Source organism: Sorangiineae bacterium MSr11954 (assembly GCA_037157815.1).
Classification (GTDB): Bacteria; Myxococcota_A; Polyangia; order Polyangiales; family Polyangiaceae; genus Pendulispora; species Pendulispora albinea.
Genome location: CP089984.1, coordinates 9342996 through 9356466 on the forward strand (window position 1 = coordinate 9342996; position 13471 = coordinate 9356466).

Sequence of the window (13471 nt, forward strand, 5' to 3'; positions counted from 1 at the left end):
CGACGAATGTCACGCGAGGAGAAAGCGGAACATCTCCGACCGCCGGAGCCCTTCGCAGAGTCGCGCGATGTCCTTGCGCTCATCGCGCTTCGCCGGCCTCCCGAGCGACCCTCCGACCTTGGAGACCAGCCCCTGCCCGGACCTTCCTTCCAAGAGCCCGCGCAACGCCGCGAGCACGGTTTCGTCGGCCTCGAATCCCAGCGCGGACGATCCACGTTCGAACGGCGACGGCAATCGCGCGAGATGCTCGACGCACTCGAGAACGCAATCGACGGGGTTTCGGCCGGGAAACTCTTCTCGAACGAGGCGCAGTGCCTGCGCGCGGCCGCGCACGTTCAGGAGGATCGCGAGGAAGAATCGAAGGCGCGGGTCGGCCACCGTCGTTCGTCGAGCAACGATCGCAGCCTCGCGCCGATCGTTGTCGATCACCTTGCGCGCGATGGGGGCGATGACGGCGTGCGTCCTCTCCGCCTTCCGTAGAAGCTCGTCGCAATCCCCCGCGGAGAGCAAGGTGGCGGCCCTTCGCAGACCGAGGAATGCGCTCACCGTGTCCGCCCTGCCGAGCCAGCGTTCGCACAGCGCCGGCAGCCGCTGCGGGTGGGTGCGCCGCGTCAGTTGCAAGAGCTGCAAGCGGCGCGTCCGGTCGGAACGATCGTACCATGGGTCCCACGCGACCCCGGCGCGGGAGTACGAGTACTGCGGACGAAAGGCTGCGGCGACGTCGGCGCTCGCGTGGGTTCGTACGACGATCGTGGCCGAGGGCCGCTCGAGGTGGAACAGCGAATGGATCATCGCGGCGCCGGCATGAATGGCGCGCACATCCCCGCGGCGAAGTCGCTCGACGCGACGCTCCGTGAGCGCTCCGAGGACCAGGTGTTCGCTCACGGTCTCACATGGCTCGAAATCGAAGGTCGTGTGAAGGCTGCCCCCCTCGAGCACCTGGAATGCGCCGCAAAAGCCGTGCTCGTGGATGCACGTGGTGCCGTCGAGCCAGAAGTAAGCCGCAATATGGAACCGATCGTTCACGAACAAGGTGAGCGGTGGTTCTGCGAAATTGGCGTCGATATCCATTTGGCGAGGGAGGCGGCGGCATCCCAGCCCCCAGTCGAGGAGCTCATCGGCATTCACATGACGGGCGGGCGCCATTTCCGCGAGCGCCCGGGCACAAATATCCGCAAAGGTGCGCTCACGGTAATGGGCGCGGAACCACCTCGCGTCGATCCGGGCGCCGAGCTGGTCGAAGAGCCCGTTCATGCTTTCTCACCCCGCCGCGCGGAGACGTGGCGGGGCGACACCGTATCGACGTGCACGTTCGGTGGGTGCCCCGGCTCACGGAGCATATCGCGCGCTTGAAAGTCCGTGCGCGCGAGGAGCTCGACGATCACGGCGGCAACGTTGATGATGGCTTTGGGGTTACGTTTTCTGGATTTGGTTTTCGTCGTCATGCGGGGGAGATGCCGGGCCTATGCGCATGTCGCATCGCCTCCGTACGAAAACGAAAAAACTCTCAATGCCGGCTGTCCAAATCCGCGTCGGCCCCCGCGTCCTTGGACGCGACGTCCGGTCCACGAGGGCTGGACGAGGTGTCGAGTTCAACCACGATGTCATTGGCGAATGTTGGCGAGCCCGGTGGTCGGGGGGGCTTGCCTCCTGCCCCGCGCCCCGACGGCCATTTCGCGCCACCATCTATCCGCACCACCGTCGGAGCCTTCGGTCCTTGTGGTAGCTGTGGTAGCTGCGGTGGCGGCGACGACGGGATGGGTTTCACCATTGGAGGCGGCCAAGGGGCCTTCGCCGAGGTCGCGAGCGACAGGGATGACACCTGCGCGCGAACAATCGAATTCCCATCCGACGTTTTGGAACCGTCATGCGCGAAAAAGGTCGCCGTGATGGCCGCCCCGGCCGCGGCAGCCGCGAGCACGGTCGCTACCCGTAGCATCGGACCGGCGAGCGGGCGCCCGGCTCTCTCTGGATACGCGCGATCCCGTGCCGGACGGCGCGACGCAAACGGCGCGAGCGCGGCGGCGAGCTCGCTGACCGCACCGTAACGGTCCTCGCGTTTCTTCTCGAGGCAACGAAGGACGCATGCGTCGAGCGCCGGAGGCACACCGTGCCGCAACGACGAGGGAGGTATCGGCTTTGCCGTGAGAATAGCAAAAGACAGCCATGCCATCGAGCCTGCGGAGAAGGGGACCTTCCCCGTGAGAAGCTCATAGAGGATGACCCCCAGGGACCAGACGTCCGTTCGCGCATCGACGTCCCTGCTGTCGGTGATTTGCTCGGGGGACATGTAGAGAGGAGAGCCAATCTGCGTCTGGGCTCTCGTGATACCGAGCTTGATCGATAGCGTGCCGTGGAGAAGCTTCGAAACTCCGAAGTCGAGCACCTTGACCAGCGGCGAACCGTCCGCTCGTTTCGTCAAAAAGAGGTTCGCCGGTTTGAGATCGCGATGCACCACGCCCGCGGCGTGCGCCTCCGAGAGCGCCGTACATGCCTGGACCACGTAATCCACGGCATGGGCGACGGGGAGCGGTTGGACCGCGATCATCTGCGCAAGATCCAATCCCGATAGATATTCCATAACGAGGTATGCGGAACCGTTCGGCAGGTTTCCCACGTCGAAAACGCGAATAATATTTTCTCCTTTCAGCTTGACGCACGCCCGCGCCTCATTAAGAAAGCGCGCCGCGCTGTCGCTATCGCTCCGAAACAACACCTTGATGGCGACTTGATGACCGAGCGTCCGATGGCGCGCCACGAAGACGGCGCCCATTCCACCGTGACCGATGGCACGCTCGATGATGTACTTGTCGGCCACGATTTCGCCGGGCTCTGGCGCGCTGAAATGCCCCCACGATGTACCCGCCTCGCCCCATCGATTGGAGCTAGGCTCGGAGGTCGAGGACATGCCCATCCGAGCAGCGGCTACGGCCGTGCAGCACCTGGAGCAAACCGCGAGGTGCGCCTCCGCGCGCGATCGCTCGACGGGCGGCAACGATCCTTCGATGAATGCGGCTATCTGCTGTTCAGTGAGGCACATGCTCAACCGGGGCTCCGCAGCGCACCGAATAGAAACCGCGACGTGGAATCGGCATGGGATCAAATCCCTATTGGCCGCGTAGAAGTCGTCATGAACCTGGAGCCAACCAATGGAATTGCCACCGGCTGACGTCATCGTCGCACCGAATGGTGCGGCAGATACACACACGAAGCATGCTGCTGAATGGAATGAGCCGTTGGCTGCCTATGCAGCGCAAGCGCGTGCGGCACACCCGAAGCTCGATGTCGATATGACAAACTTCGTTCGTCACCTCGCGGAGCGCGCGGCCATCGGCAATGTGCCGCACGATACCTACGCGGGCGATGTCTATTTCGCCTATGCGTGCATCCGCCGCGTCGGTGGGGCGGTCGAAGCCTTTTATCAGACATTCGACCATGTGATTCGACGCGTCATCTCGCACCGTGGCACCTCGCGTGACATGGTCGATGACACCGTGCAATCCGTCTATGAACGTCTCCTGGTGGGTGCCGCCGGCTCCCGCCCCAAGCTCGCCGACTACGCGGGCACGGGACCCTTGCGGAGTTGGGTGGCCAGCGCCGCCGCTACCACCACCCTCATGATCCATCGCGCGGTGGGCCGGCGGCGCGAGCAGCCGCGGTGCGATATGGACGAGGTCCGTGAGGTCGCGGCGCAGCCCGATCTCGACTATATGAAGCGAAAGTACAAAGTGGAGCTCGAAGACGCGATCGCGATGGCATTCATCCATCTCGGCCATCGCGATCGCGCGCTGCTTCGACTCCACTTGTGCCAGCGTCTCAGCATCGACAAGATTGGCGCGATGTACGACGTCGATCGTTCGACCGCTGCGCGCTGGGTGAAGGCGGCGCTCGAGCGGGTCATGGAAGCTGCGCGCCAAGAAGCTTGCCGGAAGCTCCAGGTGAGCGAGAGCCAGTGCCGCAGCATTGCAGGCCTCGTGCAAAGCGAGCTTCATGTCTCGATTCTTCGGTTGCTCTCAACGTAATTGCGGCCTTTGCTGGCATATGCCGCTAGCTTGGCGCTCGCGCCGGTGAAAATCGATGCCGGTGCGCGAGCCGACGATTCGTCGGGAAGTCTCTGTTGCGCACCGCTCCCGGCTCACCGGAGACGCCCTTCGTCGCCGGAGGTATTCGTCGGACATACGGTGGACGCACGGCTGTCGGCCTGCATGGCCGACCGACTTCCGGAGGTCACCGGAAACCGCTCGAGCACGCGCCGATACATCGCACATGCGCGAACGACATCCCCTCGCTCCTCGAGCATGGCACCGAAATTCAGAAGCATGTGGACGTATTGAATCGGACCATCGAGGTGCACACACGAAGCTGCGGCACGTTCGAAATGGAGCATCGCATCGTGCGGCCTTCCCCCCTTCCAGAACACCGTGCCAAGAACGGCATCGTGCTGGAACCAGCGGCTGGTTCGAGGAAGCAGCGGCAGATACCCCGGTAAAACGTCGAGCGCCTCGCGCGCTCCCGCGGCGGTGGTCACCGGAATGGCATAAGCATCGAGCCAATTGCGCTGGACGCCATCGGCGAGGTCATCGCGAGCCTGATGGTGCGTGAGATGCTCGTCGCGCAGCTGCACCCATCGCTCCCACGGCAAGACGCCCAGCCTGGTCGCGTACGCGTGAAGATAGAGAACGTCGTCGCCCCGGTACGAGTGGTGGCGCAACCCGTGCCGCTCGTGGGAATAGGCGGAGATCATCTTCTCTGCCTCGGACGCGCGGCCGACCTCCGCGTTCAGGAGCATGCCGTCCATCGCGTGGACGAACCGATCCTCCGCGCTATCGAGCTTTTCGATGATCCGCGCGAGCCGTTCGTGGATACCCGAGGCTTCGTCGAGACGTCCTTCGTAGAGCGCCATTTTGAAGTGGGCTCGAAGCCGGTGCAGGCTTTCCTCTCCACCGCCCCGTAGGTCGGCCCATTGCTCGAGCGTCGCGCGGACCTCTCCCGCAGGGGCTCCTCGCGCAGCGAGCGCGTACGCTAGGAAAAGTCGCGCGTTGGGGTCGCGCGGGTGCGCCTCCATGTGCTGGTGCGCCACGCGCTCGGCCTCCGCGCAATGGCCCTCGAGGAGCTCCAGCTCGGCGAAGCGTCCCGTGCACGAAGACGCCGCGGGAAAGGTGCTCACGCAGCGGCGGTACATCGTACGAGCCGCGTCGACGTCATCGCGCATGGCCTGTACGAGGCCAAGGGATGCGAGCACGATCCCGCGCGCGTCCGGTGCATCGGCGAGCGGCTGCAGCAAGGCCTTGGCCTCGTCGAGGCGGCGGACGCGCATCCACCCCACCGCGAGGGCGACGCGAATGCCCAGATCGTCGGGATCGGCCCGATGGAGCGCCTCCAGCCGCTCGGCGGAGAGCCGAAAATCGGGCGGCACGCTCATGGCCGGTGCGAGCGCCTGCAGGTAGCGCCGTTCGGCATCGGTCAATTGCTTTCGTTCCTCTTGCGCCGCGAAGAAGTGCGCCCGATCGATCCCGTTTGGCCACACGGGCCCTGCGCGAAGGAGCGCGAGGTGCGCGCCGGCCGATCCGCTGTCGGCGGCGAGCGCGTCCTCCGCCCGGGCGCGCGCCTGCTCGATGTTCCCGTCGAGCCACACCTTCTGCGATGACATGACCAGCGCCGTCGCGGCCGCGAGCCTCGAGAACGCGAACCCGGCGCAGCCCACGGCGAAGGCGGTGGCGGCCACCGCGAGCCATCGCGCGACGCGTTTTCGTGGCAGCCGCGCCGCGGACATTTCGAACGAAGCGGCCGGCGTTGGGGTGCTCCAGGATCGCCAAGGCTCGGCTTTCCGAGGGATGCGCCTCTTCGGAGCGGCACCTTGCGTCGTGGCTTCTCGGATATCCGTGTGCGGCTCGTGATCGGGGGCCGAGAACGCGAGCTTCGCAAGCGGCGCCCCCAAGAGAGGCTCACAGGCTCGGAGGAGCGCGTCCTCCATCGCGCCCGCATCGGGCCAACGTTTCGTTTTGTCGAAGGCGAGCGCGCGGTCGATCACCTCGCCAATGCGACGGGGCAACCCCGGCGCGACCTCTCGGATCCGTCGCGCTCTCTCGCTGCCTGCGCGGACGAGCACTTCGCTGGCACAATCCGCCTCGTGAACGAACCGGCCCGAGAGCAACGAGAACATCGTCGCGCCCACCGCCCAAATATCCGTTCGCCCATCGATGGCATGGATATGACCGAGCGCCTGCTCGGGCGCCATGAAGGCCGGTGTCCCCATGGCTCGACCGGAGCGCGTCGTCGAGGCCGCGCCGAAGTCCTCGAAGAAGCAGGCGATGCCGAAATCGAGCACGCGGAGATCCCCCATTCGAGTGATGAACAAGTTCCCAGGTTTGATGTCGCGGTGCGCAATGCCCTGAGCGTGTGTCGCTTTCAAAACATCGAGGAGCCTGTGGGCGATGAATACCACCTCCGTTAAAGGGAGTTTCCTTCCGCTGTGCTTTGCCCGCTCCTGCACGGTGTGCCCTTCGAGGAGATCCATCACCATGAAAATGGAACCGTCCTCGGTGACATCGTCGTCCGTGAACCGCACGACACCCGGATGTCGAATCGCGTTCGCCAGCCGCGCCTCGCGGCGAAAGCGCCCAACGTCATGCCGCGACGCCAGGCCATCGTGCAAAATTTTGATGGCTACCTCGAGCCCATTTCGATGCGTGCCACCGTAGACGGCGGCCATGCCCCCAATCCCAATGACATACGAAATACGATAGCGACCGCACAGCGTCGTACCGATACGCCGGAGCACGCGCGCGAGCAACGGATCGTCGGGGCCTGACGACATATTTCGGGCCCTGAGAATAAAAGCGCCCGAAGCGCCGTCAAGGCTCGCTGCAAGGGCGCACGATGGACGTTCGCCCGTCATCACGAACGCCATCCCCGTCATGGTACGCGTGCGGAGGGCACACGTGGTCCCTTGGTGGGATACGCCGGTGGGATATGCCGCCGACTCAACCGCGACAGAGTGCCTACGAAATGGGCAATGCCCAAAATTCGAACACTCCGCGCACGGAATCAAAAAGCGGCGAGCTCGGTCTCGCATGGTGCGGCGAGCGCGCCCGCGATCCGGCGCGCCGCGCATTTCGGTGTGGCCACGCCGGTGGGTCGGCACGCAGCCACGCGCATGGCTCGGCATGGCCCATCGTTTGCTCCAGGCGAGGGCCGCACGTTCATTCGAAGGAGGTGATTCGCTTGTGTCTCGAACGAACGCAACGCTCCATTTATCTTTTCCGCTCGATGGACAAGCCAATCCGACGCCTCGTCGTAGCCCATGGCCCCAATAGCGGCGCCCATCTCTTGGTCGGCGCGAGCTTGCAAATGGTCGGACGCGGGCGGGGTGCGGATTTCATGTTGGACGACATGGCGGTGTCCCGGCAGCACTTTCACGTCGTGGCCAGCGACGAGGGGGTGCACATTCACGTGTGCGATGAAGCGACGCCGCTGATGCACGCGGGACACCCGATCCGCGAGGGCGACGTAAAAATTGGCGAGTCGATCGTCGTCGGCAATACCGTACTTTTCGTCGAAGACGTTGGCATCGAGGAGAGCGTGTCGTTAGCGATGAACGATGACGCGACGACCACCGTCCAATCGCTGCTCAGCGGAACGACCGTCGACGTGCAAGGGCTCGCAGCGATCTTTTCGCTCAATGAGAACCTGGCGGAGACGGGGACGGCGGGAGCGCTCGAGGAAGCGCTTCGCGCCTGGGCCAAGGTGCACGCCCTTTGTCATGGCGTCGAGATCGACCTTGCACCCGGTGGCGCAAAGCCGCATGCCGACGAGACGATCGTCGTCACCAAGGCCGAGGGACGCGACTGCACGAAGATCTCGGTGCCCGCGCACGGTGCGCCGGCGGGCCGCGTGACCTTTACCACCAGCGTCGCGGCGCATCTGGTGACCGACTCGCTCCGCCGGCTCCTCATCCTCGCCGGCGCTCTCTCCGGGGCGCGACTCGCGCAACTCTCCACGCTGCACGCCATCGACGAGGACCGCAAGGCGCTCCGTCAATTGGCGGTGGGCAGCGCGCGGGCGTTCCTCGGATCCTCGCCGGCCGCGGCGCGCGTCATCGACGCCATCCCAAAGCTGGCCATCTCCAGCACCACGGTGCTCCTTTTGGGCGAAACGGGGGTGGGCAAGAGCTTCCTCGCGCGGCTCATTCACGAGTCCAGCCCCCGCAAGGAGAAGCCCTTTCACGTCATCAACTGCGCGGCCATTCCGGAGAGCCTCGCCGAAAGTGAGCTCTTCGGCCACGAGCGCGGGGCCTTCAGCGGCGCCATTGCGACCAAGCAAGGCGCGCTGGAGGCGGTCGGCGACGGCACCCTCCTGCTCGACGAAATTGGAGAGCTCCCGCTCGCGAGCCAGGCCAAGCTGCTTCGCGTCCTCGAGGACAAGCGCTTCGAGCGGCTCGGATCTCCCCGTTCGTTGCCCCTGCGCGCGCGCGTCATCACCGCCACCAATCGCGATCTGGAGGCGATGGTTCGCGCGGGCACCTTTCGCAGCGACCTCCTCTTCCGAATCTCGGTGGTCCCGGTCTTCGTCCCACCGCTCCGAGAGCGCGAAGAAGATCTCGTGCTCTTGGCGAAGCACATCCTCGTCGATCTCGGGCAAACCTCGCCCCGGCGAATCGACGGCTTCTCCATGGAGGCCATCGCCGCCATCCGCGATTACCCATGGCCGGGCAATGTCCGCGAGCTGCGCAACGCCATCGAGCACGCGGTGGTCCTCGGCGACGATCCATGGATCAAACCGTCGGACCTTCCGCTCACCGTTCGTCGGTTGGCGATCCCCACCGCCGAGCATGAATCGGACGCGTTCCTGGTGCGCCTCCCCGCGAACCTCGAGTGGCTCAAACAGCTCGCGATCCGCGCCGCCATGCAAGCAACGGGCGGAAACGTCACCAAGGCGGCGGCGCTGCTGGGGGTGAATCGGAATACGCTGTATTACAATAAGTCGTAGCGCGGACTCTCCCCGAGGCCGGGGAGTCGGCCGGCGAGCTCGTGATCGCCATCGCAAACGTCCAAAAGGAGGCGTCGATGCCTATTATGACCAATTCATCTGGCTGCGCCGAAATGCAAGGCCGGTGGCGTTCGCGTGTTCGCAGCGTCGGATCGATGATGCTGACCATCGGTGTTGCTTATGGGGCCGGCTATCTCGCGAGTAGGCCCGGATCCATCTGGCACGCGAATGCACCTTCCGAGGTGACCTCGCCTCGATCGGGGCCGGAATTCGGCAAATCGAGCGAGCCATTGGCATACGAGGGCGATCCTCGTACCTTATCCGGCCACATGACGTCTTCGGCGGCGGTAGCCGACCCCATCGCGCGCCCCGCGGAACAATCGGCGGCCGCTGCGGAGGGCAGAGCCACGGGTGACACGGGGGCCTCCGCCGGGCGACACATGACCGCCGATTTCATGAGAGATGCGTATGCCGCGACGCTCACGGGTGAGAATCGTGACAATGCGTGGGCAGTGCGCGCCGAACAGCGCATCGTGTCGCAAATAAGGAGCGCGAGCAGAGCGGGGACCGCGCTCGAGTCCGTCGATTGTCGCGAGACATTGTGCAAAGTCGACGTGCGACACACTTCACAGGCGACCTATGAAGCCTTCTTGGACGACACCTTCACGCGCGCCCGTGACTTCATTTGGAATGCGCCCGTCTTCATCTCGCGCAAGGAGGGGGCCGGCGAAGACGTGCACGTCGTGATGTATATCGCGCGGGAGGGTTACTCGTTACCTACCTTGGAATAGCGGGTTGCTTCGATCGTATCGATTGTCTCGTTGATTTTACCCACAGCGTGAGACGAAACATCCACATTGAATCCAGCGGGAGGTATACATGCTAAAAACGTACATTCTTGGGGGCCTTGCCGTCATGGCGTTCGTCGCGGGTGCTGCCGACCGAGCGAGCGCTAGTACAGTCCAGGGGTGGTCCGGCGGGAAGCCGTTCGACGGTTATGAGACATGCTTCGGCGACGACTACGGCGCTGCCAAAAACTCACGATGCAACGGGGTGTCCTCATATACGATTCCAATGGACCTAGATTTCAATCAAGCTAGCCGCGTCAAAACGACGGTCTGGGGCAATGGCGGGAATTGCTTTGCAGTATATAGCTCGTTCCATCGAGCGGTGGTGATCTACGGACCTACCATAGCGCTCTCCGGAGGGTTCGATGGCGCCTATCTCGGGGCGATCGACTATCCGGACTTCGATGGAAGTGCGCTAAAGCCCGTCTACGGAGCCGGAGAGGTCGTTTGCCGTCTAGGCCTCAATCAGCGCGTCGATGGTGCGTTGTTCATCCAGACGACGAGTCCTTGATACATCGACCACCAATCCCGAACGAGCGAGTCCACCGTGAAGAAATTTGCAATCGTCATGCTGGCGGGCGCCGCGCTGCTCACTGGGAGTTATCTCGCGGTCTGGCGATCGCCGAAAGAGCAGAACCGAATGGCTTCGTTGGGGTCGGCAGGAGAACCCGCTCCGATACCGATGCGACCCGCGCTCGACACCCCGCCACCCGCCGAGGTGTCGCAGCCATCACCCAAACCGCTCGCCCCCATGACGGACACCTCGGCGGCACCGGAGCCCACGTCGGAGCCAGCTCCCCGCACGGCGCGGGACGTCCGCGCCGAAGCGCGTGCCGAGCTGATGGCGTCGGCCCGAATCAGCGCCCCATGGAGCCGCGCCGCGCCGGATGTGGTCCGGGCGATGGATGCCACCTTGGCGACGGCGGCGATCAAGGCGCGATTCTCCGATGTCGAGTGCTTCGAGCGCGGGTGCATCACCACGCTCGTCATGCGCGATGGCGCGGAGCTCGTGAGAGCGACTCGACTCATCGCCGAGTCGGACGCGTTTCAGTCCTGGCGTGGTGGGAAGTACAAATCACCCCCCATCGATGGCCCTTCGGGAACGGAGACCGATTGGATCCTTTATCCACCTCAACCGACAGCAACAGCTAACGAAGAAAGGTAATGAGCATGCGACGGTTTTCATTTTTCGCGAGCGCCCTCGCACTGGGGTTCGTCGCAACGTCGGCGCGCGCCGACTTGACCATCATCAATCACGGCGCAAATTGTCATGTCATCGGAAATGTAACGAGCGAAGGCATTCAGGGAGTCGTCTCCCCTGGCCCTGGCGGGGCAGGCAACTGGGGTGCGAACCAGGCGCGCGTATATTGCTCTGCGCCGGCCGCCTCCGAAAACTACAACACCGCGAGCTCTCACGTTTCTCGAATGGCCGTCTCGTACAAAGATAGCTCGTCCAGCGTTCCGTTCACGTGCTTCCCTTATGCGAACGACTGGCAGGGCGCCGAATATTGGGGACAGACGCGATACACGTGCGCCGAAGGCGGCTGCACGGACCCGACGACGAAGTACATCGGCCATGGCGAAATTTCCTGGACGAACCCCTTTGGCACGACGCGACTCGATCGAGCGTCGTACGGAGTATCTTGCTTATTTTCCCAGTGGTCCAATGTAACGAGCACGTATCAGCGGCAAGACTAGTATTTTTGGTGGGCGGGGCGGTTATCGACCTGCATCGACGGCTCGCGTCGACGATGCCGGGTTCGCTGCCCCTCCTGCCGCCATACAGCCACCATCGACCCTTCTACGAGGCACTGCCATCATGAAAGCACTGCGATCCCTGGCCTGCATGCTCGTCACCGTCGGCATCTTCGGCTCGTCCATGACAGAGGTGTACGCTCAGCAGCCCGAAGCCGTTATTCCGCCGGAATGCCAACAACTCACACCGGTGAATATTCAACGCAGCATCGACGTGCTGAATGCCATCGTCCCTTCTCTGAACGCCGACGTCGCATTTTGCAGCGCAAACCCATGTCGTTACTCGGCTGCGCCCACCAATGCTCTCGCAGGATTGACGTACGCGCGGGACAAGATGGTGGAAATCCAAACACTGATCCGCAACTACGGTGGCCCGGACGCGACGGAATACGTCCGCAACGCCAGCCTCAGTTATGGCCTCTACAACGCTGGACGAGAAGCGATCGACGGCCTCCACGTCGCCCGTCATTGGGCGACGATCAGCAAAGTTTATCACGGGAGCACATTCGTTCAGAACGGCGTCACCTATTCGCGACGTGATACCATCCTCCGCCTCACGTCGGCCATGGCTCCGTTCGGGCCCCTCTCGAGCAACGCCACGATGTGTTACGCCGATCAATATCCGTGACCGGCGCTCGCCATCGCTAACCCCGTATCGCCGGGTAACGCGCGGATTCGCGAACCGATGTCCGCCCCCGTCCCGAAAAACTCGGGACCGGGGCTCACCTCCGCTCACTATCCAAATGCGCCATTTGCGCCGCCGCATACCGCTCCCCCGCCGCGGCCCCCGCAGGCACGGCGCGTTCAATCTGCGCCAGATCTTCCGCCGTCAACTTCACGTCGAGCGAACGCAGCGCCTCCGAAAGGCGGTCCCGCCGCCGCGCACCGACCAGCGGCACGATGTCGTCGCCCCGTGAAAGCACCCACGCAATGGCGATCGGCGCGACGGCGCTCCCCTTCGCCTCCGCGACCTTGCGCAACGCCTCGACCAGCGCCAGGTTGCGATCCAGATTGTCGCCGCTGAAACGCGGACTGTGCGCGCGAAAGTCGCCGGCCACCGCGGCGCGATCTTTGGACCAGTGCCCGCTGATGAGCCCCCGCGACAGCACGCCATACGCCGTAATCCCAATGCCGAGCTTGCGCGTCGTCGGCAAAATATCCGCCTCGATGCCGCGCGACAAAAGCGAATACTCGATCTGCAAATCGGAAATGGGGTGGGTCGCATGCGCGCGCCGGATGGTATCGGCCCCCGCTTCGGAGAGGCCGGCGTACCGAACGTATCCGGCTTTGACGAGCTCCGCGATCGCGCCCACCGTTTCCTCGATCGGTACCGCGGGGTCCACGCGCGCGAGCCGGTACACATCGACGTAGTCGGTTCCGAGCCGGCGCAAGCTGTACGCGAGAAAGTTCTTCACCGCCGCGGGCCGCCCGTCGTAGCCGAGCCAGCTGCCATCCGGACTGCGCAGCCCTCCGAACTTGACGCTGATGACGATGCGTTCGCGGTCCCGCGAGCGTCCCTGCAGGGCGTCGCGAATGAGCAGCTCGTTGTGCCCCATACCGTAGAAATCGCCCGTGTCGAGCAGGGTTATGCCGGCTTCGAGCGCCGCATGAATCGTGGCGATGCTCTCGGTTCGATCGGCAGGTCCATAAAGATCGGACATGCCCATGCAGCCCAAGCCGATCGCCGAAACTTGCGGACCTTTGGTGCCGAGTGCGCGCGTGCTCATGCCGACGACGCTACCACCATCGCGCCACACCGATCCCGCGAACAGCGCGCCGGAACGCGGTCCCTGGGCTGAGTTGGCGCCGATCGCGGCAGCTGGTGGATTGCACGAGGGCGGCTGGGGTGCGCCGCCGCGCGGCAATGTCGTTCGAGAAAA

The 13471-nt window shown here is 64.2% G+C and carries 10 protein-coding genes; 5 read left to right on the forward strand and 5 right to left on the reverse strand.

What is annotated here, in order from left to right; genetic code table 11:
* Positions 1-9 precede the first annotated feature (9 nt).
* The 3 genes from LZC94_36520 to LZC94_36530 form a co-directional block, all read right to left on the reverse strand.
* Positions 10-1254: a hypothetical protein gene (locus LZC94_36520; protein WXB13336.1), complete on the reverse strand. Its 1245-nt coding sequence runs from the start codon at positions 1252-1254 to the stop codon at positions 10-12.
* Complete coding sequence (locus LZC94_36525; GenBank protein ID WXB13337.1) at positions 1251-1445, reverse strand: hypothetical protein; 195 nt, start codon at positions 1443-1445, stop codon at positions 1251-1253. The genes LZC94_36520 and LZC94_36525 overlap by 4 nt, the downstream gene beginning before the upstream one ends.
* A 62-nt stretch (positions 1446-1507) precedes the next feature.
* Complete coding sequence (locus tag LZC94_36530) at positions 1508-2908, reverse strand: serine/threonine protein kinase (protein ID WXB13338.1); 1401 nt, start codon at positions 2906-2908, stop codon at positions 1508-1510.
* 382 nt (positions 2909-3290) lie between these two features.
* Between LZC94_36530 and LZC94_36535 the strand changes: the two genes are divergently transcribed.
* Entirely contained in the window at positions 3291-4022 is a 732-nt protein-coding gene (locus LZC94_36535; protein ID WXB13339.1) for a sigma-70 family RNA polymerase sigma factor, read from the forward strand.
* Positions 4023-4135: 113 nt separating this feature from the next.
* Here the strand turns inward: LZC94_36535 and LZC94_36540 are convergent, their stop codons facing one another.
* Positions 4136-6712 (reverse strand): protein kinase, encoded by a 2577-nt coding sequence (locus LZC94_36540; protein WXB20294.1) that lies wholly within the window; start codon positions 6710-6712, stop codon positions 4136-4138.
* 557 nt (positions 6713-7269) lie between these two features.
* On the opposite strand from LZC94_36540, the gene LZC94_36545 reads away from it, so the two are divergent.
* The 4 genes from LZC94_36545 to LZC94_36560 all read left to right on the forward strand — a co-directional run bounded on the left by LZC94_36545 (position 7270) and on the right by LZC94_36560 (position 12219).
* Positions 7270-8988, forward strand: a complete 1719-nt coding sequence (locus LZC94_36545) for a sigma 54-interacting transcriptional regulator (protein ID WXB13340.1) — start codon at positions 7270-7272, stop codon at positions 8986-8988.
* A gap of 41 nt (positions 8989-9029) precedes the next feature.
* Positions 9030-9779 carry a hypothetical protein gene (locus tag LZC94_36550; protein ID WXB13341.1) on the forward strand — a complete coding sequence of 250 codons (750 nt, stop codon included), beginning with the start codon at positions 9030-9032 and terminating at the stop codon, positions 9777-9779.
* Positions 9780-10383: 604 nt separating this feature from the next.
* Positions 10384-11001 (forward strand): hypothetical protein, encoded by a 618-nt coding sequence (locus tag LZC94_36555; protein ID WXB13342.1) that lies wholly within the window; start codon positions 10384-10386, stop codon positions 10999-11001.
* A 654-nt stretch (positions 11002-11655) separates the two neighbouring features.
* Positions 11656-12219 carry a hypothetical protein gene (locus LZC94_36560; GenBank protein ID WXB13343.1) on the forward strand — a complete coding sequence of 188 codons (564 nt, stop codon included), beginning with the start codon at positions 11656-11658 and terminating at the stop codon, positions 12217-12219.
* A gap of 94 nt (positions 12220-12313) precedes the next feature.
* Here LZC94_36560 and LZC94_36565 read toward each other — a convergent pair whose 3' ends face one another.
* A complete protein-coding gene (locus tag LZC94_36565) occupies positions 12314-13318 on the reverse strand; it encodes an aldo/keto reductase (GenBank protein ID WXB13344.1) in 1005 nt (334 codons plus the stop codon).
* Between the last annotated feature and the right edge of the window lie 153 nt (positions 13319-13471).

Bases quoted from the DNA above. Each gene is read 5' to 3' on its own strand.
- LZC94_36560 (WXB13343.1), top strand. From the start codon at position 11,656: ATGAAAGCACTGCGATCCCTGGCCTGCATGCTCGTCACCGTCGGCATC.
- LZC94_36540 (WXB20294.1), bottom strand. From the start codon at position 6,712: ATGGCCGCCGTCTACGGTGGCACGCATCGAAATGGGCTCGAGGTAGCC.
- LZC94_36545 (WXB13340.1), top strand. From the start codon at position 7,270: ATGGACAAGCCAATCCGACGCCTCGTCGTAGCCCATGGCCCCAATAGC.
- LZC94_36520 (WXB13336.1), bottom strand. From the start codon at position 1,254: ATGAACGGGCTCTTCGACCAGCTCGGCGCCCGGATCGACGCGAGGTGG.
- LZC94_36525 (WXB13337.1), bottom strand. From the start codon at position 1,445: ATGACGACGAAAACCAAATCCAGAAAACGTAACCCCAAAGCCATCATC.
- LZC94_36530 (WXB13338.1), bottom strand. From the start codon at position 2,908: ATGTCCTCGACCTCCGAGCCTAGCTCCAATCGATGGGGCGAGGCGGGT.
- LZC94_36535 (WXB13339.1), top strand. From the start codon at position 3,291: ATGACAAACTTCGTTCGTCACCTCGCGGAGCGCGCGGCCATCGGCAAT.
- LZC94_36565 (WXB13344.1), bottom strand. From the start codon at position 13,318: ATGAGCACGCGCGCACTCGGCACCAAAGGTCCGCAAGTTTCGGCGATC.